Raw genomic sequence first — 20,524 nt, forward strand, 5'->3', positions numbered from 1 at the left:
CTGCTGCGTCCAGCTGTCCGGCGTGTTCGAAGCGCCGTTCTCAAATGCTTGTGCCCCAACTGCAACGAAAAGCAGAAGACACGCAAGCATACAACTAACCGACAGGTAGCGCATACTTCCTCCTTTGTTAAAAATGTACAAATGAAATCCGGCAAAGACCTTCCGGATAAACCTACTGTAGTTCCTTGAAAAATTATCAGACAGAAAGTGAAATGAAAGTGAAACGGAATCAAATATTTGTGTGAAAATACTTTATTATAAAAAGAACATGTGCTCTTGACATATTTTTAGTATCAAGCATAAGCAGACAACCAAAAACATAAACAGTATTTATGGTTTCAGGAAATAATTAATTATTAATAAAGACAAACGAAAGGATATTGAACAGATATAAGGCGCTTAATCAGCAAAATAACATGAATTCAGATATTTAACAATGCCTGTCAGACGCAGTCTCCGCATAGTTATCGTCTATTTTGTATCCTCTGCCGCGTATGCAGTGCAGAAGCTGTTTTTCAAAGGGCTTATCAATGAGCTGCCTCAGCATATAAAAATGCGACTTCAGAGAGTTGCTCATGGGCGGCTGATCTTTCCATATATCAAACTCCAGTTCTTCTCTTGTGACGATTCCCGGATATTTTTCCATGAGACGAAGCAATATCCTGAAACAGGCATAAGGAAGAGTTATGCGCACACCGTCACGCTCTGCCAAACCGTTTTCAGGATCAAGCGTGAGATCAGCAACTCTGAAAACACTTGCAACACATTGCCTGTATCTCCGTGTCAGAGCCCTAAGCCTTAAAAGGAGCTCCTCAGGATCAAAGGGTTTTGTGAGATAATCGTCTGCTCCTGATTCAAACCCCTGAACCTTGTCACCAAGCATAACCCTTGCTGTAAGCATCAGAACAGGTATCTTGAGACGCATGTTCTGCCTTATCCTTTTGCAGATCTCAAATCCGTTTATGCCATGCAGATTAATATCAAGAATAACAGCGTCATAATTGTTCTCATGCAGAAGTTCCAGTGCAAAATCCCCGTCCATCGCATAGTCCAGACTGTTCCCGTGCCTTTCGAGGAAATCTATGATATTCTCTGAAATATCCGGATCATCCTCAACCAGCAGAAGTTTCATTCCTTCAGATCCCTGCATTCTATTTTCCATCAAATCACCCGCATCATTTGACAATATTAGTTCCATGTTAGTGAAACCTTAGTGAAGCGCTCATGTAAACAAACATTCACATACAGAAACTTTTCCCGGTTCTTCCTTAATCCGAAATTTTTTATCTATTTCACAAAGTCCAGAATTTCAGGGCACTCATATGCGGTATTCTCCGGCGGAATACCCTTAAGCTTTTTAATCCCCACAAGACAGGTATTTGCAGAAATAGCCTGCGCAAAACGTGATGTAGGACGATCTGAGGTCAGCACATTTACCTGACCGGAAAGGCATCTGGAATTATTTTTTTCAGGGTTTTCCGCGCAATACCATGCACCTTCCGCCACTGCCGTAACTCCGGGCACAATGTCATCGGTCAGGAATGCACAGCAAACTATGCTGCCCCTGTCATTATAAACCTCAACAAGATCGCCGTGTTTAATCCCCAGCTTGGAGGCATCGCCTTTGTTAATAAGCGCAGGCTCCCGTTTGTCAACTTTGTATTTGACACTCAGAGAAGTATTATCCAGTTGGGAATGCAGCCTATGCTCAGGGTGCGGAGTCAGAAGCTGAAAAGGATATTTCTTTACCAGCGGTGAGCTGATTCCCTCGGTCGGCTCCAGCCATACGGGATACCCCGGACAGTCGCTATAACCGAATGAGGCTATTTTCTCGCTGAACAGCTCTATCTTTCCTGAAGGAGTGCGAAGATGATTTTCAACAGGATCTTTTCTGAAATCCGCATAACGCACATATTCAACACTGTTCTTAGGCGGAGTGAAATGAACGTACCCCTTCTCCCAGAACTCTTTAAAAGGCACATGCGACTTCATTTTCCCGTAGCTCCAACGTATCCACTCATCGGCAGTTTTTCCTTCGGTAAACTCCTTTTCAAAGCCAAGCCTTTTTGAAAGCTCCCGAAAAATGTCAAAATCGTGCTTTGCATCAAACATTGGCTCTATAACCTTTTTCATTGCAAAAACATACTCCACTCCGTAGGATGAGCCGAAAGAGATATCATTGCGTTCAAAGCTGGTCGCCACAGGAAGCACTATATCGGAATATTTTGCAGTGGGCGTCCACCACGGTTCATGGGTAATCACTGTATCAACCCTGCGGATTCCTTCTATGAGCTTATTCACATCTGGATGGTGACCTATAGGCGTCACCCCTGCGGAATAAATAAGCTTTATATTTGGGTATGTCAGTCTCCGCCCGTTATAAGGGATTGTTTTACCCGGATTAAGAAGAAGTTCCGCCATTCTGGAAGCGGGTATGTTAATCCCTACCGGATTCTTTTTCTGAGAAAGCATAAGCGGAACACCTGCGCCTGAGTATGGAGTTCCGGCGCCGCAGAAGGACATATTGAAATAGAGCCCGCCGCCGGGCAGCCCTATCTGACCTATCATACATCCGAGAGCCACAAGGCTCCAATGGAACTGCTCTCCGTATTCAATTCTCTGACAGGACCAGCTTCCGGAAAGAAGAGTCCTGTGCTTCACGCTCATTCTGGACAGTTCTTTTGTTTTTTCTGTAGGAACACCACATATTTTTTCCGCCCATTCTGCGTTTTTCACAACTCCGTCAGTTTCACCTTTGAGATATTTAATAAATACATCAAACCCAACTGTATATTTGCTGATAAATTTTTTATTGTACAGGTTCTCCTCATACAGGGTGTGGCACATTGCAAGTATCATTGCCACATCGCTTGCCGCTTTTATCGGCACCCATTCGCTCTCCAGCGCTTTGATTGTTGCACTTCTGGTGGGGTCGATATTCACAAACTTAACCCCCCTGTCACGCATCTTCCTGAACCATTCATTGCCTGAGTGTATGGGTACCTGATAGTCTATCTTGTCTGTTTTAAAAGGGTCAGTGCCCCACATCAAAAGAAGCTCCGTATGTTTCAGCACCACCTCCCTTGAAGTCTGCTGGCTGTAAACCTCCATATCTCCCATTATATATGCGAGAAGCTGGGCTGCTGCTCCCGCTGAATAATCGCCCACAGTGTCGCAGAACCCGCCGAAAATACCGAGCATTCTTCCCTGAAGCCCTGCTGCCTGATGTATTCTGCCGGGATGAGCCCATCTGGCGTAGGTGGATTTGAATATGGACTCATTGCCGTATTTCTGTTTTGTTTTTACAAGAGATTCCGCTAAAAGATCAAACGCATCGTCCCAACTCACTCTTACAAACTCTTCTGCTCCCCGTAAATGCCTGTTGTCCGAACCTCTCAGATAACTTTTCCTTATGCACGGATACTTAATCCTGTTCGGGGCATAAAGGGCTTCATTCAAAGCATAGAGTATGTCCACAGGGTTCATATCCATTCCCATTGCCTCAATTTTCACCACTTTCCCCTGCTTGACATGAGCCTGTACAGGACCGAAATGCGTGGCATGCACAATAACCTTCTCACCGCTTTCCGCCAGCACTTCAGGGCTACAAGTCAGAACAGCAAGAGCCGCCGCCGCTCTTTTGATAAATTCTCTGCGATTCAACTGCATTCAACCCTCCAAAGGCATCTTCGGCAATCCGCAGATGGACGCACTGCTGCCGAAATGAATAATAACATCAGAACCTTTTCCCCCGCCTGACTTAAGCTCAAGCTTCCAGCCCAACTGAGTGCACATTCTGTGCGCGATGGAGAGACCGAAGCCAAATCCATCAGCCATGGCAACTCCCTCTGCGTCATTTAAGCTGTCTCTTACATGCTGTGGTATACCCGGACCAGTATCCCGTGCTGATATGTAGGTTTCGTATATTGAAACAACTATCTCTCCTTTTTTTGTATAAGTAATGGCATTTCGTATTATATTACTCACAACAATATAGAAAAATTCAGAAGCCACAGGCAGAACAACATCTGCATATTCGCAGACCTTCACTTCAACCGGCTTGTTCCTGAGCAGGTAGCTGTTGTTTTCCACGCTTTCCCTTATCACCGATGCAGCCCTGCATGAACTGCCGCTTTCGTGCCGCTCCTGCCGGGAAAGCCACAAAAAGGAGTTGATCAGATGTTCCATATTGAGCGAGGCTCTTTTTATGCGAGAAATAACATTCTGCGTTTTTTCGCTGCCGCATTCCGGCTCTTCAGCCAGTATCCTGATAGCTCCCTGAACAACAGTTACAGGCGAACGCAGCTCATGGCTGGCGTCACGCGCAAAAGCCTTTTCTCTGTCCAATGCGGACTGCATTTCGTTTATGGAATGTTCCAATGCTTTTGCAAGAAACCCCACCTCATCATTCCTAAAATATGCGGCGAGGTTTTTCGGAAGTTTTCCGGTAGAATCTCTGCGTTTTATGATTTTCGTGAGCCGCACCACAGGAGACACAGCCTTGTATGAAGTCATTACTCCCAAAAGAAGTCCAACAATGAATATAGGCACAAGTATGACGGTGAAATAAGTTCTGGAAACATTGATTGCAATATGATCAGTCAGGAGTGTGGTAACGTTAAACAGAATATAAAGCCTCTGACCGTTTCCGAGATCCCTAACTGCAACATAATAGTTCTGTTTATCGTTATGCTTTTCATAGTTTCCTTCAGGGATCTCAGTAAGGTCTTTTGCCGCCCAATCAGGAAGAAGGTTTTCGTCCAGATATGAAGTCATGTAGGGAGATTCGGGCAAAAGAATCTCAGGACTGAAAATCACCGGAGAGAAAGGAGAATTAACAACCGACTCAATATACCTGTCCGTTTCAAGGTTAAGCCTCTTTTTCAGAATGTATTTTTCAGCATACTTAGTGGAAATAAGGATACCGGCAGCAAGTGCACCGCCGAGAAGGATGCTGAACGCCACAAACACCAGTACTATTCTTAAACGAAGAGACTCGCTAATAAAATTCATCAATAAATGCCCCAATGCATTAATCAAATATAAAACCAGTTAAGTATTAATCAATCATTATCGGAACAATGAGGTGAAATGAAAGTGAAACTGAGGCTTACGATAATAGGTCTCGGCCTCAATTTTCCTGTTGAGGTTCAGTGATTGTCCTTCAGGCTGTTTTCAACTGAAATTTAATACTTTACATTTCTATCTCACTTTTATCATAAATGATGCCGTCAGGGCACAGAGGACAAGGGGAACCATTATGTATCCTGCTGTCTGCCATGAATAGCAGCCGGCTAAAAAACTGAATGCAACCGGACCGCAGAACATTCCCGCATTTTGTCCGAGCGCTATAACTGACATCCCTTTACCTGTAAGGTGCGGTTCTGTCATTATTTCAGGAACCGATGAGAAGGTAATAGTCGGAACGATCCCCCCTGTAATTCCGAGCATGATAATCAGAAAAGTGAAGAACGCAGTTCCTGCTCCGAAAAGAAAAAGCATCACGAAACAGACAATGATAAGCCCTGAGGTCAGGATAAGCTTTCTTGATTTGAGCACATCGGAAAGCCATCCGCACAGAGGCGCCGAGACAAGAGAAAACAGCATGATGAGCGCCGTAAGCATTGAGGCTTTTAATAAAGAAAGCCCGTGCTCCTGCTCAAGAAAGATAGGGGCGTAGGTTTTGACGGATACTATAACAATATTGTAAATCATGAAAACAAAGGCGAGAAGCCAAATGCTTTTATTTGAATACTGGCTGCCGCAGGTGCGGCGGTTTGTCTTCTGCCCGGCTTTCAGGCTTTCGGGCATATGAAAAAACAATATAAAAGCTACAAGAACCGCAAATGTGTAAACAGAGGTGAATATCCATGCGTTGTGCCATACACCAAGTGCAGGGGCGGCAATGAACATTGTAATCGTTCCTATAGGAACCCATGTCGCCCACACACCCATAGCCGCGCCTCTTTTTTCCGGCGGAAACCATGCTGAAATAGCAGCAGGCCCTGTAACAGAAATGAGACAGAGACCTATGCCCTCAATTATACGGCTTGAAATCAGCATAAGCAGCGAGGTTGACATCCCGCCCAGAACAGAGCCGCCCAGAAGTGCTGTCAGGGCGATAATTCCGGAAGCTTTCATCCCTATCCGGCCTATAATATGACCGGAAGGGAGTGCAAACAGCATTCCCACAAGGGCAAATAAAGACATAAGCCAGCCGGAAACCGCAAGGCTCATATCAAAATGCTCCACAAGCTGCATCATCATGGGCGGAACCTTAAACTGGTTAAGGGGAGCCGCAACGCCGGCAGAAAATACGATGAATAAAATAAAATAACGATTGCTGAGCATTTGTCCCTCAGATAAATGAAATATCAATATAAAGCTTATCAGCTTTTTATTTTTCTGTACAATGTCGCTCTGCTTATGCCCAGAATTTTTGCGGCCTCTGTGGCACTTCCGGTCTCCCTGACAGTTTTCAGGATCACATCCTTCTCCATATCTTTAAGGACGTCCAGCTTATTTGAAAGAGAGTAGGTAACTCCGCCTGTTATGTCCTGCGGCAGGTCTTTGGGCATAATGATTCTTCCGGCGGCGACAGTTACCGCGTATATCATTGCGTTCTGAAGCTGCCTGACGTTGCCCGGCCAGGGAAACTCCATAAGGATTTTTTCGGTTTCCTTGGCCAGTGTACAGACTGGCATATTGAAGTTATTACAGGTGTTTTTGATAAAATTATCAGCCAGAAGGAGTATGTCCTTCCCCCGCTCCCTGAGAGGCGGAAGCTCAAGCTTTACTACCGCAAGCCTGAAATACAGATCCTGACGGAACTTTTCTTCCGTAAAATTGCCGCACAAAGGTTTATTGGTTGCGGAAATAATTCTGAAATCAACCGGGATGCTCTTATTCCCGCCGATTCTTGTGACTCTTTTCTCCTCCAGAACCCGGAGAAGAACAGGCTGGAGAGCTGTGGGCATATCCCCTATTTCATCAAGAAAAAGCGTACCCCCGTTCGCGTATTCAATCTTTCCCTTTCTCCCTGCTTTTTCCGCTCCGGTAAATGCCCCGCTTTCATAGCCAAACAGCTCGCTCTCTATAAGGTTTGCAGGAATTGATGCGCAGTTGATGGCTACAAACGGGCCGGATTTGTAGTAATAGTTGTGTATCGCCTGAGCAAAGACCTCCTTTCCGGTTCCGCTTTCGCCCAGAAGGAGTATGTTAATCGGCTTGCGAGAAACCATTTTAGCAGTATCTTTAAGGGTTTCCATAACCTGACTGTTTCCTATTATTCTGTCAAAAGTGATGCTTGAAACCCTTACCGATTCGTCCGTTTTCTGTGCTTCTGTTTTTCTCCTTATCCGTATAACCGCTCCCTGAGCATATCTCAGGCTGTCCCCGTGAAAAGGTTCAATGTCAGCAACGAAGTGCGCACCCGAATCCGTTTTCAGCATGAGATGCTGGTCAAGAACAGCCCTGCCGGTATTGAGGGTGTTGATCAAGGGGGCGGAATCAGACAATATGGAAAAGAAATTGATTTTGGTGTCACCGGGAAGATTCAGCAGCCTTGCCGCTTCCTTGTTTATATTTATGATCCTTCCTGAATCATCTATTGAGATATATCCGTCCTCAATGTGGGCAAAGGTTGCCTTAAGGGTTGAGTTCATCAGTTTAAGGCGTTTGTCCCTTCTGAACAGCTTAAGCTGGCTGCTGATTGCCGAAGCAACAGAGGTAACCCAGCCCAGAGTGTGTGTCATCATCCTTGTAATATCAGCGTTTCTCTGAACAAGCCTTATACTTCCTATTGTGTCTCCGTATTCATTAAAGATGGGAGCCGCTGAGCTGAGGTTGCTTTCGAGAAACTTATAAAAGTTTGCGGGACCCATTATCTGAATAGGGCGGCTGTAAGCCAGAGCAAGGGTATGGGCAGTGCAGCCAACATACTCCTCACTCCAGACATCGCCTATCTCAAGCAGGAAGTCGTTCCATATCTTATCCGAGTTATTTGTTTTGCTGAGAAGGATTCCGTTTTCGTCGGTGATTGACATAGTAAAGTCTGTGCCTTCCAGTATCTCCTGAAACTCTTCTATTAACCCTGTCGCAACCTCAATGAAAAGGCTCTTCTTCTCCTTAATACGCTCGAAATCGCTTTTGCTCAGCTTAGGAACCCTGATCGGCTTATCCCACCTGATTCCGTAGCGGATGGAGCGTCTCCACATCTCTACTATTTCCTCTGGGATAAAAGCTGCGTCATCGGGTAGCTGTCCGGTTTCAACAAGTACCTGCTTTGCTTCGGCTACTTTTCTCCAGACCTCAGGATCGCAACTGGTAAGGACAATGGGCTTAGGCTGCCACATCTGGCTCTTCTTTTTCATAAAACGCCTCTGTGCTGGGATTGAACACAATCCAGCTAAATAAAAAATACTGACTTAAATATGAGACAGATCTCACTTATGAGACACTCATAAAAAATATGCCAAAAGATATGTTCTTGTTAATAAACAGTTTTTGTCAGGACACCCTGTTGGCATTTCCATTGCATTACATAATTTAGCAAACGCACTGCCCAACAGAAATATAGCCCCTGCTGACGCATAGAGCAACAGGGTTAAATAATTTTATTTCAGGAGAACTTTATGAATCAGAGCACTCAGACAGCAAACCCTGTATCAGGGGCGGATGAACTGTTTACTAAAATAGCCGCAGAACCTGCCTCACGGGAAATAATGTACAAAACTCTCACATACTGTCTCACACCCCGCCTTCTTGAGGATGTCAAAACCCAGATAAGAAAATGGACAGGAGCCAAGGCGATGTTCCATTCCCCTCAGGCAGTTATTAATTGCCTTCTTGAGACAGGCGGGCTGGAAACATCTGAAACGGAAAACAGCATAGAACTCAAAACGACACCGGCAGGAAAAACTGTGGCTGATGCAGCAGCTCCCCACAGCAGACTGACCGGACTTTTCAGGAGTTCGCCTGAATATGCGGAAATTTTTATATCAATAATCCGCACATGCGCTCAGCCGAAAACAATTCAGGAAATTGAGAACATGCTGGCAGATAACGAGTTAATGAGACACGAGAATATCTTTGCCAGCTATTTTCTGGGCGAGCTGGAGGACGCAGGCGGTATTGAGTGGGATGTTAAGTGGGTTTCAACAGAGCCGGGCATAGAGGCCGCGGCAGGTTGGAATCTCTTAAATCATAAATAACAACAGTATCTTATGTACAAATTTTCAGGAGGATTTAATGCAGCATTTAAAACTGAATCGTAGGGACTTTTTAAAGGCCACAGCGGTTGCCGGCACTATGGCAACTGCCGGTTCGCTGCTCGGCGGCAGCCTTGTACCAGGGGCGGAAGCGGCAACAACTGACGACACCAAGATAGTCAGAACAAACTGCCGAAGCTGTACAGCAGACTGCGGTGTGCTTGCCCATGTCAAAAACGGGCGTGTTGTCAAACTTGACGGCGACCCTGATTTTTCCAGAAGCGAAGGCGCTCTGTGCGTCAAAGGGCTTTCCGGAATTCAGGCACTCTATCACCCCAACAGACTTAAATATCCGCTCAAAAGAGTCGGTCTGAGGGGAGAGAACAAGTGGAAACGTATTTCATGGGAGCAGGCTATAGACGAAATAGCCCACAAACTCATGGAAATACGCGCAAAATACGGCGCTGAATCAGTATTCGCATCAACCGGAGGCGGCGGGAACCCCAACTTCAACGGCGCATGCAGATTCTGTGACACATTTGATACGCCGAACTGGTTTGAACCCGGAGCTGCCCAGTGTTATATGCCCAGAACACTTATCTACGGCATGGCATACGGCGACAATAAAACCTATCAGGGCTCAGATACCAGCCTTGGCGACTCAAACGGTGTGGAACTCTACTTCTATAATGAGAAAAACGCCAACAGCCTTGTTATGTGGGGCACTGCGCCCGCATACAGCGGACCCTCACAGGCGGGACGCGTTCTTGCTGAAAACAGAGCAAGAGGTCTGAAAACAGTTGTAATTGATCCCCGTTTTACTGCGGATGCCTCAAAAGCGGATATATGGCTGCCTATCAGACCCGGAACGGATGTTGCTCTCGGACTGGCATGGGTGCGCTACATAATCGCAAACAAGCTCTATGACAAAGACTTTGTACTGAGGTGGTCTAACCTGCCCTTCCTCGTGAATACAAAAACAAAAATGATGCTCAGAGGCAAGGAACTTTTCAAAGATGCCGATGACAAGACATTTGTGGTGTGGGACACCAAAACAAACTCAGCTAAGCCCCTCCCCTTCCCTTATGACGAAAGCCTCAGCCCTGCGCTTGAAGGAACATTTACGATAAACGGAGCGGAGTACAAAACCGGATTTCAGCTTCTTAAAGAAAGGGCAGAACCCTGGACGCTTCAGGCTGCCGGAAAAGAATGCTGGCTTGACCCCAAAACAATAGAGAAAGCCATACTGATGTTTGCCAAAGACGCTCCTTCCAGCATAGCTCTGGGCGTGGCAACAGACCAGACCCCCAACTCAACTCAGGCAGCCCACGTAACCGCTGTTCTGCATATTCTCATGGGTTATTTTGAAAAACCGGGCGTTCTGCTTCAGCGTTATGAAGACAAGGGCGTCGGAGGACTCCTCAGAACCACAAAACTTAAAAGCTTCCTCTCAGAAGCACAGCTTAAAAAACGTCTGGGCTCCAATGAGCACAAAGGCATGCTCCACTGGTGGATAGCTCAGCCCACTGCGATACTTGATGCCATGACCACAGGCAAGCCTTATAAACTTAAAGCATGGCTTGAGCGCTCAGGCAATAAGCTCGGCACTGTGGCTAATGCGGCAGCTTGGGTTGAGGGAATGAAGAACCTTGAACTGATAGTTCATATGTTCCTTTATCCCACATCTTTTTCCGCTTATTCCGACTATCTGCTGCCGGCTACTGAGTGGCTCGAATCAGACTTCATAACAGCTTCACTCAACAAATGCTTCTCACGCAAGGCTGTTACGCATCTTTATGAAACAGCTAATGAAACATGGATCTGGGCTCAGATAGCAAAACGCTGCGGCGAACTGGGGCATGAAAACTGCAAGCGCTCCTTTGACAAGGCGCAGACAGCTCCCGAATCCCCCTATTACAACACATATGAGGAACAGCTTGACCACTGGACAAGCTTCTTCGGCATGACATGGGAGGAGTACAAAAGCAAGACTCCGTTTGAGTTCACCCCCATGGAAAAATTCAGACGCTACTATGTTTATAAGGAAATCGATCCTAAAACAGGCAAAGTGAAAGGGTTCAACACCGGAACGGGCAAGGTTGAGGGCTATATGGAAAGCCTTATCATTCTGGGACGTACAGGCCAGCCCTTCACAACCTATCCTCTGCCTCCCGTGGCAAAGGATTATGATCCGCTGCCTTACTACCTCAAACCTTCAGAAAGCCCCGACAACGAGGTCGGCAAAAAATATCCTCTGGTTATGACAAACGGACGTCTGCCGTTCTGGCATCACACAACCCTGAGAAATATTCCCTACCTCAGAGAGATTAAGCCCTATGCGGAACTGTGGGTACACCCATCTGACGCTAAGAAATACGGCGTATCTCAGGATGACTGGGTTCATGTTGAATCAATGAGAGGGAAAATATACGCGAAAGCTCTTGTGACGGAAGGAGTGGCAAAGGGAGTGGTGTATATGGAGCGTTTCTGGAACCCTGAAAACCTTGATACCCCCACCCACGGCTGGAAAGAGATGAACGTGAATGTTCTTACCAAGCATACGGCTCCGTTCAATGATTTGTGCGGCACGTACACTCTCAGGGGATTTCAGGTCAAAATCTCAAAAGCTAAAGAAGCTCCTAAGGGAGTCTGGACAGAGCCGAAGCAGTTTGAACCCTGGATGCCTCAGGTGTCTGACAAAACTAAAACAGTGGAGATTTAACAATGAAAAAGACAGCATTGGTAATAGACCTTGACCGCTGCATCGGATGCTATTCATGCGAGGTAGCCTGCAAAAACGAAAACAAAATAGACCTTGGGGTTCAGTATAATAAAGTTTTCACCATAGGCCCCACAGGTAATTTCCCTAATCTGGAGATGTATTATCTCCCTGCCGTATGTCAGTCATGCGAAAAGGCTCCCTGCGTTGACGTATGCCCCACAGGTGCATCTTATGTTGACAAGGACGGGGTAATACTCGTTGACAGCAAAAAATGTATCGCCTGCATGTCCTGCATATCCGCATGCCCTTACGGCGCGCGTAAATTCAACGAAAAACAGCAGTACGTGGAAAAATGCACAATGTGCTCTCACCTTCTGAATGCCGGGGATCAGCCCGCATGCGTGAAGGTATGCTGCGCAAAAGCAAGGTTCTTCGGGGATGTCAATGATCCGGAAAGCAAAGTCTCCAAGATTATCAAGGAAGCAGGTTCCGCTGCCCGCAGTCTTCCGGACGAAGGCAACCGCCCTGCCACACGCTATATCCTGCACGACAAAACAGCAAAATGGCAGAACAAAAAATCATGGACATTCTTTGAGAATATCTGACAGCACACTCACGGGGCGGCGCTTTGCCGCCCCTTAAAACAGGAGAGCCGAAATGGAAGCAATCGCAGAATATACAGAAATTAATGCCTGCCGCGAGAGAATGTACCTCTTCCTCATGAATTTTTTCAAATCGGAGGTCGATGAAAACCTGTTTTTACAGATGAAAAACGCATCATATCCGGAGGAAGGGAACTCAGGGATTACCGAGGGGTACAGAATGATAAAAAATTATCTGAATCTCCCGCAGACAGACCCTCTGACAGAACTGGCGGTGGATTATGCGAAAGTGTTTCTGGGTGCGGGGATTGTGGACTCAAAGAAGGTCGCTTACCCCTATGAGTCTGTTTATACCAGTCAGGAAAGGCTGATAATGCAGGATGCAAGAGACGAAATGTTCAGAATCCTGCGGGAAAACAAGCTGGTGCTTGAGCACGGCTACAATATACCGGAAGACCACATTTTCATTCAGCTTGAATTCATGGCATACATCTGCGGTGAAATAATAAAAGCCTTTGAAAAAGGGGATGCGGAAACTGCCTGTCGGCTTATGAACGGACAGAAACGGTTTATTGAGGAGCACCTTTTAAACTGGGTTCCGGAATTTTGTTCAGACATAAAAAAGTTTGCTCTCACTGACTTTTACAAAGGTCTGGCGGTAATAACAGAAGAATATATAAAAATGGACCTTGCCGTTGTTGAAGACATGCTGTCCGGATGTACCGCTTAACCAGCGAGGTATATATGCACACCAAATGGCAAATGACCTTTTTTTTGTTTTTAGGCATAGTAAATGCGGGGATTCTGCTCTGTATCAGCGCAAAAATGATTACCGGATTCGGTGAAAAGGCGGAAAGATATTCTCTGGCAGTTTTCCTGACCGGTTTTTCCGCTGTTCTTGCTGTTGCATTGGGATTAAACAACCCCGCAGGAATAATCAGCTTACTCGCCAGACCGGGAGCGGGACTCAGCATTGCCGTTATATCCCTGACAGCATCGGCTGTTTTCGGGTTGGTTATTTTCTTCAGAAAACCGATGGGGATGCACATTGCCGTTATATCAGCGTCAGCATCAGCCTTGGTGATGTACAGCCTCTTCAAGCTGTACATGATCAGCACCAGACCCGCTCTGCACACTTATCTGCTGTTAATTCTGTTTATAGCTGTTTCCGTACAGTTCGCCTCCGTGCTGACAGTCACAGGCAGCGCCCGCAGTGACGGAGTTTTCAGAAAAAACTCCCCGGCAGCGCTGAGTATTCTCTGTATAAACGCAGTGCTTTTTGCCGCTTTTATTCTGAGAATCAAGATGCTTATGCCTCCGGACAGAATACTGTCCTTCGAGCAGCTTACATCAGGGAGCCTCTCATCCGTGTTTTGGGGAGCTGTGCTTTCAATGTTTGTCATTCCCTCTGTGCTTTCTTTTCTTCCCGCGCTCAGACATCAGTCCGCAATGAACGGGGTGTACAGACTGTCGGCGGTTTTAGGAATACTCCTGCTGAGTATTCTTATAAACCAGATGCCCGCTATGGCTGGAGCTGCCGGCGGGGGAAGAATGCTGTTTTGATGCAGACTGAATATTTTGAGCTTTGATATGAATATTTCCAGAAGAACACTTGTGAAGCTTGCCGCTGCCGTTTTAGCAGTGCCGGAACAGGCCTTCTGCGCCGCTGATGATAAAAAGAGCTTTCTGAGGCCGCCGGGTGCAGTCTTGGAAGCTGCATTTCAGGCGAAATGCAACAGATGTCAGAGGTGCGTTCAGGTTTGCCCGACCCATGTTGTTGTGCCCGCTTCCCTCTCCTACGGGATAGTAAATATGAACACTCCGGTGGTTACTTTTAAGGTGTCATACTGCAACTCCTGCATGAAATGCACCGAAGTTTGCCCGACCGGGGCGTTGAAGCCTGTCAGCAAGGAAATGATGGATATAGGAGTTGCTGTCATATCCGAAACCGACTGTGTGGCATGGGACTGGACAGGCTGCACGGTGTGCGTGGATGAATGTCCCCTCAAAGCCATATATCTTGATGAAAGCAAGCGTCCGGTGGTTATACCTGAGAAGTGCAACGGGTGCGGGATATGCGAACTGAAATGCCCTTCAACCGCACTGCGTAAAACCATCAGAAACAAGGGAATCATAGTAAAACCCCGACCGGAGGGTATGCCTGCGAGGGTTCATGATGAAAAAGCGGGGAGCGGAAGTTGAAAAGGCTTCATATGTCAAAATACAGAATGCTGTTCCTTGCTGGCGGAGTAATTGTTATTACTGCGGCTTTTTTCATCGGTGCAGGAACGGGAACATACTGTACCCTCTGCCCTTTGGGGTTTATGCAGGTGACGGCGGCATCAGGCTCTGTTCCGTTTGGAATGCTGTCCGGTGTACTTGCTGCGATTGCGGCAGTGCTGGTTCTGGGACGTTTCTTCTGCGGCTGGTTCTGCCCGACAACTCTTGTCAGAAAGCTATTCGGCAGTAATGCAAATAAGCATTCAAGCCCCGAAAAATCAGTCAGGCATGCTGAAAAACTCCCTCTGCTTATTGCCGCTGCCGCTGTAGGCTTATCATTTGTTGCGGGGTTTCCGATCTTTTGTCTGGTTTGCCCAATAGGCATCTTTTTCGGATTAATATTTGCGGTTCTGAAAATGCTGTTTGTGTTTGAGCCTGGCTGGAACCTGATCATTTTCCCTGCGATTCTGGCGGCGGAAGTACTGATATTCAGAAGATGGTGCTCTTCGGTGTGCCCTGTATCCGCTGTATTCTCCCTTGTTTCCAAAATTCCCTTTGTCAGATTCAGACCTGTGCTGCACGGTTCACAATGTATTTCAGCCAACGGCGGTGTTTGCTCTGGCTGCGTGAAAGCCTGCCATGAAGGGATAAATGTCAAAGGGCATGATGAAACAATGGAAACGGTGTGTACAAGCTGCATGGAGTGCATTGACAGCTGCCCTACCAAATCTCTCGTCTACGCACGGGATAAAAGCTGCAAAAACAGTTTTCATATATATTCTGCTCCTGTTTTAAGGGGCAGAACAGTTCAGACAGACAGAAATCAGGAGGATTTATGAAAAAGCTTTTTTTAATTTTTTTATTGGCACTCTGTACCGTTGTCACATCATTTGCGGCCGACAATATCAGGGATATGTTCGCAAACGGTTCTCTGGAAGGAGAGATAAGGGTTTTCAGCTTTCAGAGGAACTTTGACAAAACCACACCCGACAGGCTGGACAACGCCGCCGGAGGACTTTTCTACTACCGTACCGCACCGCTCAAAGGAATATCGTTCGGAGCAGCCTTCGCAACGGCAAACAGCATTTTCAACGATGACGATGATGCTGTTTACAGCCTCCTCGCCAAGGATGAGGACGGAAACCACAAGAGCGTCACCCGTCTTCAGGAGTATTTCATTCAGGGAGAATGGTTTGACACGGTTATCAAATACGGAGCGCAGGAAGTCAAAACCCCTATGTTCAATATTCATGACATCCGCATGCTCCCCAGAACCTTCAAAGGGCTTTCCGTTGTGAACAACTCCCTTGAGAATCTGACCCTTTCCGCTTATTACCTTACAGACTCAATGGGCTGGAGCGATGACGAGTTCATCACACTCTCCAAAGCTGTTGCGGATGAGCCCGGCGGTGCGGCATCAATATCAGAGGATAACCATATGGCAATCTTCGGGGCATCATACAATATCCCGACAGATGTTCTGAAAGCCAATGTTCAGGGCTGGTTCTACACCATGGAGGACGTTTACAGGGAGACTTTCCTCAAGGCTTCTCTGAGTAAAAAATTAGGTGAAGCAAACATTTACTTCAATCCTTCATACTTCACACAGAAATCTCAGGGTGATGAGCTCAACGGCGAATCTGATACCTATCAGTACGGCTTCGGAACCGGTGTGGTGTTCAAAGGCTTCAATATAACAGGCTTTTACGCTAAAACAGGCGATGACGGTCTGGTTCTTCCGTGGGGTGATGACAAAGTGGTTATCCAGCAGGTGCTGGCATCCGGCAGAGCCGAAGAGGATGTCTATGCGGCAAGAGTGGCCTATGACTTCTCACAAATCGGGCTTAAGGGATTGAGCGCTTATATTTTCCATGCTGAGTATGATGTGCCGGAATCAACAGGCAAAGACCAGTCCGAAACGGATTACAATATACAGTATGCCTTTTCCGGTGCTATGGAAGGTCTCAGCCTCAGGGCGAGATACGCTGACATAAATGTGAAGCAAGGCGGCGAAGACTACAACGACATACGGTTCTACGCCATATATAAGTTTGCAATGGGCAAAAAGAAATAAAAGGCACAAATCAGTAAAGTCGGAAGCGGGCATCTCTGCCCGCTTTATCTTTTTGCACTAGTATCCTGCAATGTTTCTCCTGCCAGATCCGAACAGTCAAAGAACACATGGATTACTTAAAAAGATTACGTCGCCTGAACAGGCTTAATAAATAATTGTGCATTAGTTACGCCTTATAGTTCTGTTCTATATTAGTCCACGTTTGAAGTAGACAACTGTGCAAAACTAAGCACTAGGGGTATTACTATGTCTAGTACTCGTCCTAAAGGTGGCAGCAGAGTTGAAGAGATAACGTCAGTGAGGCGCTGCCGTTTCAGCACATATGTGTATATTAACGACATACATGATGCCGAAAATATCATGCTAAGCTGCCTGAATTGTTTGAGGATTATAATAAAAATCACCCGTAGAAGGGTTTGAAAGTAATGTCCCCAAGAGAGTACAGAAGATCTAAGCACCAGTAAGTGTCAACTTAAATACGGCAACTATAATTTCATTATATTTGAATAAATATTCAAGCAATCAAATAATAACATAATTAAAGTTCATTATTATGATTTATAATTTTGCATAGCAAACACTACATGTTATAATATATATCATATAGTTAAGGAGAGGGACATGGAAAAAGTGATTAGACCATCGGATATCGGCTATACAATTATATCAAGATTCGAATCTACCTTACGTGATTTTTTGTCAAACAAGCTACTTATTCTTTATGGTGATACTTATTTATTAGGTATTCCTTCTGGTATACAAGAAAAAACAAACAAAAGGATTAATACAGAAGTAATAGAATCAGTGAATGAGTTTTTAGAATTTACAGACTTTATAGACTTAAGAGAGATCATACTTTTTAAATCATTATTTAGATATTACTTTGATACAGATAAAATAACTTTAAATGATTTCTGTATAATGATGGACGAACTATATGAACTCAGGTGCAAAATAATGCACAGCCGAGGACTTCTTACATCAATTAATATTGATAATTTATATACTCATACAAAAGAAATTGCACATGCTTTAAATGACTTCGGAAAAGAATATTTATCTTTCTTAGAAAAATTTGAAAAAATCCCCGCTGAATACATATTGCCGATTCCTGATGCTATTAATTTAAATAAAGAAACAAAAAAATATTCAATACCAAATAATTTACCAACACCAGATTATGAATATGATGGAGGATTTGTTGGAAGAGAAGATGATATTAAAAAAATATCGAAACTCCTTCTTGGAGATTTACATAATGTCATTACGATAACAGGGGCAGGAGGAGTTGGAAAAACTGCTCTAGCTCTGCGTATAGTTCAGATAATACTCAATGGCAATCCCACAAAGTTTGAGGGAATGGTTTGGCTAAGTGCCAAAGAAGACAAACTATCTGTTGTAGGAATAGAAGACATTGAACCAACGATAAAAAGCTATGAAGAGCTACTTGACACTATTCTAGATGTTATGGGGTTTGAACACCAAGATTCAACCATAGAACACAAAGAACTAGATGTTAAAACAATATTTGAAATATCTTCTAACTTTCTTATTGTAATTGATAACCTAGAAACTATTAATGATGCAGAGATTATTAATTTCATATTAGATGCCCCTCAAAATATTAAAATCCTCATTACAAGTAGAAGAGGATTAGGACAAGTTGAGCGTAGATATGAATTAAATCAATTACGAGAACGAGAAGCGGTGGCTCTTTTTCGACAACTTGCTATTGAAAAAAATTTACTTGATTTAGCAAAAATACAAGACGATACAATTAAAATGTATGTCAAAAAAGTTGCATGTTACCCATTAGCAATAAAGTGGGTTATTGGACATGTTGCATTAGGAAAAGATATTAACTATATGTTTGAACAAGTTAATTCAGAAAAAAGTGATATATCACTATTCTGTTTTGACAATATATACAAGAGCTTAGAAGAATGCTCAAAAAGATTACTTTGTACACTTAGCTGTTATGACACTCCTTTAGCAGCCGGAGTTATACAATATGTGGCAAATGTTACGACTGAAGAATTTGAAGATAGCATAAGAGACTTGATACTTGTCTCTTTAATAATACAAGAACAAACTAAAAGTGATGAGGGAGAAATCAAAACAAGGTATAACTTACTCTCTCTTACAAGAGGATTTGTTAGAAACCAACTAGACAGAAACACCTCTTTGAAAAAAGAATTTGAAGACAGAATGAAAACAGTTCAAAATACTATCGAAGAGGCTGAAAGAGCAAAAAAACAGTATAAATTCAGTCTACATAATTTTGGGGCAATTACCGATGAAGAGAAAATTGCAACATTAATAGCTCAGACAGCATATCAAAAATACCAAAGCGGCCGTTATGATGAATCTATTGATGACTACAAGAGAGCAATTGAAATCGCTCCTCGGTTTGCTTCAATATACAGAAATTGGGCTGTAATGGAATCCACGGAAGGTCATAGTTTGGAAGCTGACAAACTTATAAAAAAAGCAACTGATCTTAACCCTTCAGATCCTCAAATATGGCTCATAAAAGGAAATATAAAACGAAAAGAAGGAAAAATTAAAGAAGCTCTTGAAGCTTATACAAAAGCAATGGAATTAATACCGAATGATTATGTTATCATCAATGCCATAGGTAATTGTAAAAGCAGACTTGGGGAATATGAAGAAGCGGATACATTATTTAAGAAAGCACTCATGATTGAAAAGAAAGAATTATCAACCTCAAACAAACAAGAGGTAATAAACAGAACGAGTATTGCTGAAAACTTGAAAAGATGGGCTGAAGCTTTTTCTAGAGAAAGAGATTACAAAAATGCTCAAAACAAACTCTCGAGTGCTTTTGAGGAATGCCAAAAAGCCTTAGTTATTGATGAGAATGACCAAAGAACAAAAATACTGTTTAAGCAAGTCCAACTAGATCTAGCTTATGTTTATAAAAAGATAGATCTAAATAGTGCAATAAAAATATTTGAAAATATCGTCGTTGAGACCCCGAAGAAGGTTGCAGAAATCAAAATTGTTTTATCTGCTTATAAAGAGTTGATAACAATTTATGTCAATAATAGTAATTCTGATAAAGCATTAAAGTTTGCACAAGGTTTTTATAAAATTTCTCACTTTGCTGAAAATGATTTAAGGAAAAAAATAAAATCTCTACTTGACGGATTACAAGACAATACTTCCAGAAAAGGAAAAATAATTCATGTATCCTGTGAAAAAGGTTATTGTATTATAGAGTCATCAGTAGCAAAAGGTGATACTTATCTCGCCCATATTTACGACTTCTTAGAACAACCTAACTATCTTGATGGTTCATATTTAAATAAAGATGTTAGTTTTATACCTTCTAATATTAAAGATAAAAAGAAAGCTAAACGCATAGCAATTACTTAAAGTAATAGTTTAGTATTTTTAGATAAAAACAATCTTAAAATGTACGCTACGCAAAAAAAGTGAATCAAGCTATTAAAATTATACTTTCAGTAAGAGGTAGATTATAGTGGATCGACGATCGAAGACAGTCACAGTAGACTTCTAAGTGTTTTTTGACTTAAAATACTGTAAGAAATCGGAGGTTCACATGAGCAAGAAGAGACGGCATTTTCCTGCCAAACAGAAGCGTAAGTACTACAATGCCTCCCCTTTATCAAGGGATGGCATTGTAGTACTTACGCTTGCACAAAAAAAATCC

General features: G+C 44.0%; 14 protein-coding genes. 9 read left to right on the forward strand and 5 right to left on the reverse strand.

All coding sequences use genetic code 11. The annotated features are described in order from the left end of the window. Nucleotides 1-430: 430 nt before the first annotated feature. The 5 genes from OSQ85_RS06700 to OSQ85_RS06720 form a co-directional block, all read right to left on the reverse strand. Nucleotides 431-1,162 carry a response regulator transcription factor gene (locus OSQ85_RS06700; RefSeq protein ID WP_265822074.1) on the reverse strand — a complete coding sequence of 244 codons (732 nt, stop codon included), beginning with the start codon at nucleotides 1,160-1,162 and terminating at the stop codon, nucleotides 431-433. A gap of 125 nt (nucleotides 1,163-1,287) precedes the next feature. Then, nucleotides 1,288-3,669 carry a molybdopterin-dependent oxidoreductase gene (locus tag OSQ85_RS06705; protein ID WP_265822075.1) on the reverse strand — a complete coding sequence of 794 codons (2,382 nt, stop codon included), beginning with the start codon at nucleotides 3,667-3,669 and terminating at the stop codon, nucleotides 1,288-1,290. After that, nucleotides 3,670-5,013, reverse strand: coding sequence for a sensor histidine kinase (locus OSQ85_RS06710; RefSeq protein ID WP_265822293.1), 1,344 nt, complete (start codon nucleotides 5,011-5,013; stop codon nucleotides 3,670-3,672). It abuts the gene before it with no gap. A 189-nt stretch (nucleotides 5,014-5,202) separates the two neighbouring features. Beyond that, nucleotides 5,203-6,351: an MFS transporter gene (locus OSQ85_RS06715; protein ID WP_265822076.1), complete on the reverse strand. Its 1,149-nt coding sequence runs from the start codon at nucleotides 6,349-6,351 to the stop codon at nucleotides 5,203-5,205. A 38-nt stretch (nucleotides 6,352-6,389) separates the two neighbouring features. Further along, on the reverse strand, nucleotides 6,390-8,372 hold the full coding sequence (locus OSQ85_RS06720; protein WP_265822077.1) for a sigma-54-dependent Fis family transcriptional regulator: 1,983 nt from the start codon (nucleotides 8,370-8,372) through the stop codon (nucleotides 6,390-6,392). Between the two features lie 261 nt (nucleotides 8,373-8,633). Between OSQ85_RS06720 and OSQ85_RS06725 the strand changes: the two genes are divergently transcribed. The 9 genes from OSQ85_RS06725 (at nucleotide 8,634) to OSQ85_RS06765 (ending at nucleotide 20,226) form a co-directional block, all read left to right on the forward strand. After that, nucleotides 8,634-9,212 (forward strand): hypothetical protein, encoded by a 579-nt coding sequence (locus tag OSQ85_RS06725; protein WP_265822078.1) that lies wholly within the window; start codon nucleotides 8,634-8,636, stop codon nucleotides 9,210-9,212. 37 nt (nucleotides 9,213-9,249) lie between these two features. Then, nucleotides 9,250-11,931 carry a molybdopterin-containing oxidoreductase family protein gene (locus tag OSQ85_RS06730; protein ID WP_265822079.1) on the forward strand — a complete coding sequence of 894 codons (2,682 nt, stop codon included), beginning with the start codon at nucleotides 9,250-9,252 and terminating at the stop codon, nucleotides 11,929-11,931. A gap of 2 nt (nucleotides 11,932-11,933) precedes the next feature. After that, on the forward strand, nucleotides 11,934-12,536 hold the full coding sequence (locus OSQ85_RS06735; RefSeq protein ID WP_265822080.1) for a 4Fe-4S dicluster domain-containing protein: 603 nt from the start codon (nucleotides 11,934-11,936) through the stop codon (nucleotides 12,534-12,536). Between the two features lie 52 nt (nucleotides 12,537-12,588). After that, complete coding sequence (locus tag OSQ85_RS06740; protein ID WP_265822081.1) at nucleotides 12,589-13,263, forward strand: TorD/DmsD family molecular chaperone; 675 nt, start codon at nucleotides 12,589-12,591, stop codon at nucleotides 13,261-13,263. 95 nt (nucleotides 13,264-13,358) lie between these two features. Continuing rightward, the gene (locus OSQ85_RS06745) at nucleotides 13,359-14,096 is read left to right on the forward strand and encodes a hypothetical protein (protein WP_265822082.1); all 738 of its coding nucleotides are present in this window, start codon (nucleotides 13,359-13,361) and stop codon (nucleotides 14,094-14,096) included. A 27-nt stretch (nucleotides 14,097-14,123) separates the two neighbouring features. Further along, the gene (locus OSQ85_RS06750; protein WP_265822083.1) at nucleotides 14,124-14,735 is read left to right on the forward strand and encodes a 4Fe-4S dicluster domain-containing protein; all 612 of its coding nucleotides are present in this window, start codon (nucleotides 14,124-14,126) and stop codon (nucleotides 14,733-14,735) included. Further along, complete coding sequence (locus OSQ85_RS06755) at nucleotides 14,732-15,592, forward strand: 4Fe-4S binding protein (protein WP_265822084.1); 861 nt, start codon at nucleotides 14,732-14,734, stop codon at nucleotides 15,590-15,592. Before OSQ85_RS06750 ends, OSQ85_RS06755 begins: the two co-directional genes overlap by 4 nt. Then, the gene (locus tag OSQ85_RS06760) at nucleotides 15,589-16,827 is read left to right on the forward strand and encodes an OprD family outer membrane porin (protein ID WP_265822085.1); all 1,239 of its coding nucleotides are present in this window, start codon (nucleotides 15,589-15,591) and stop codon (nucleotides 16,825-16,827) included. The genes OSQ85_RS06755 and OSQ85_RS06760 overlap by 4 nt, the downstream gene beginning before the upstream one ends. 621 nt (nucleotides 16,828-17,448) lie before the next feature. Beyond that, entirely contained in the window at nucleotides 17,449-20,226 is a 2,778-nt protein-coding gene (locus OSQ85_RS06765) for a tetratricopeptide repeat protein (RefSeq protein WP_265822086.1), read from the forward strand. The last annotated feature ends 298 nt before the right edge of the window (nucleotides 20,227-20,524 follow it).

It is taken from the genome of Geovibrio ferrireducens (genome assembly GCF_026226615.1).
Lineage (GTDB): Bacteria > Chrysiogenota > Deferribacteres > Deferribacterales > Geovibrionaceae > Geovibrio > Geovibrio ferrireducens.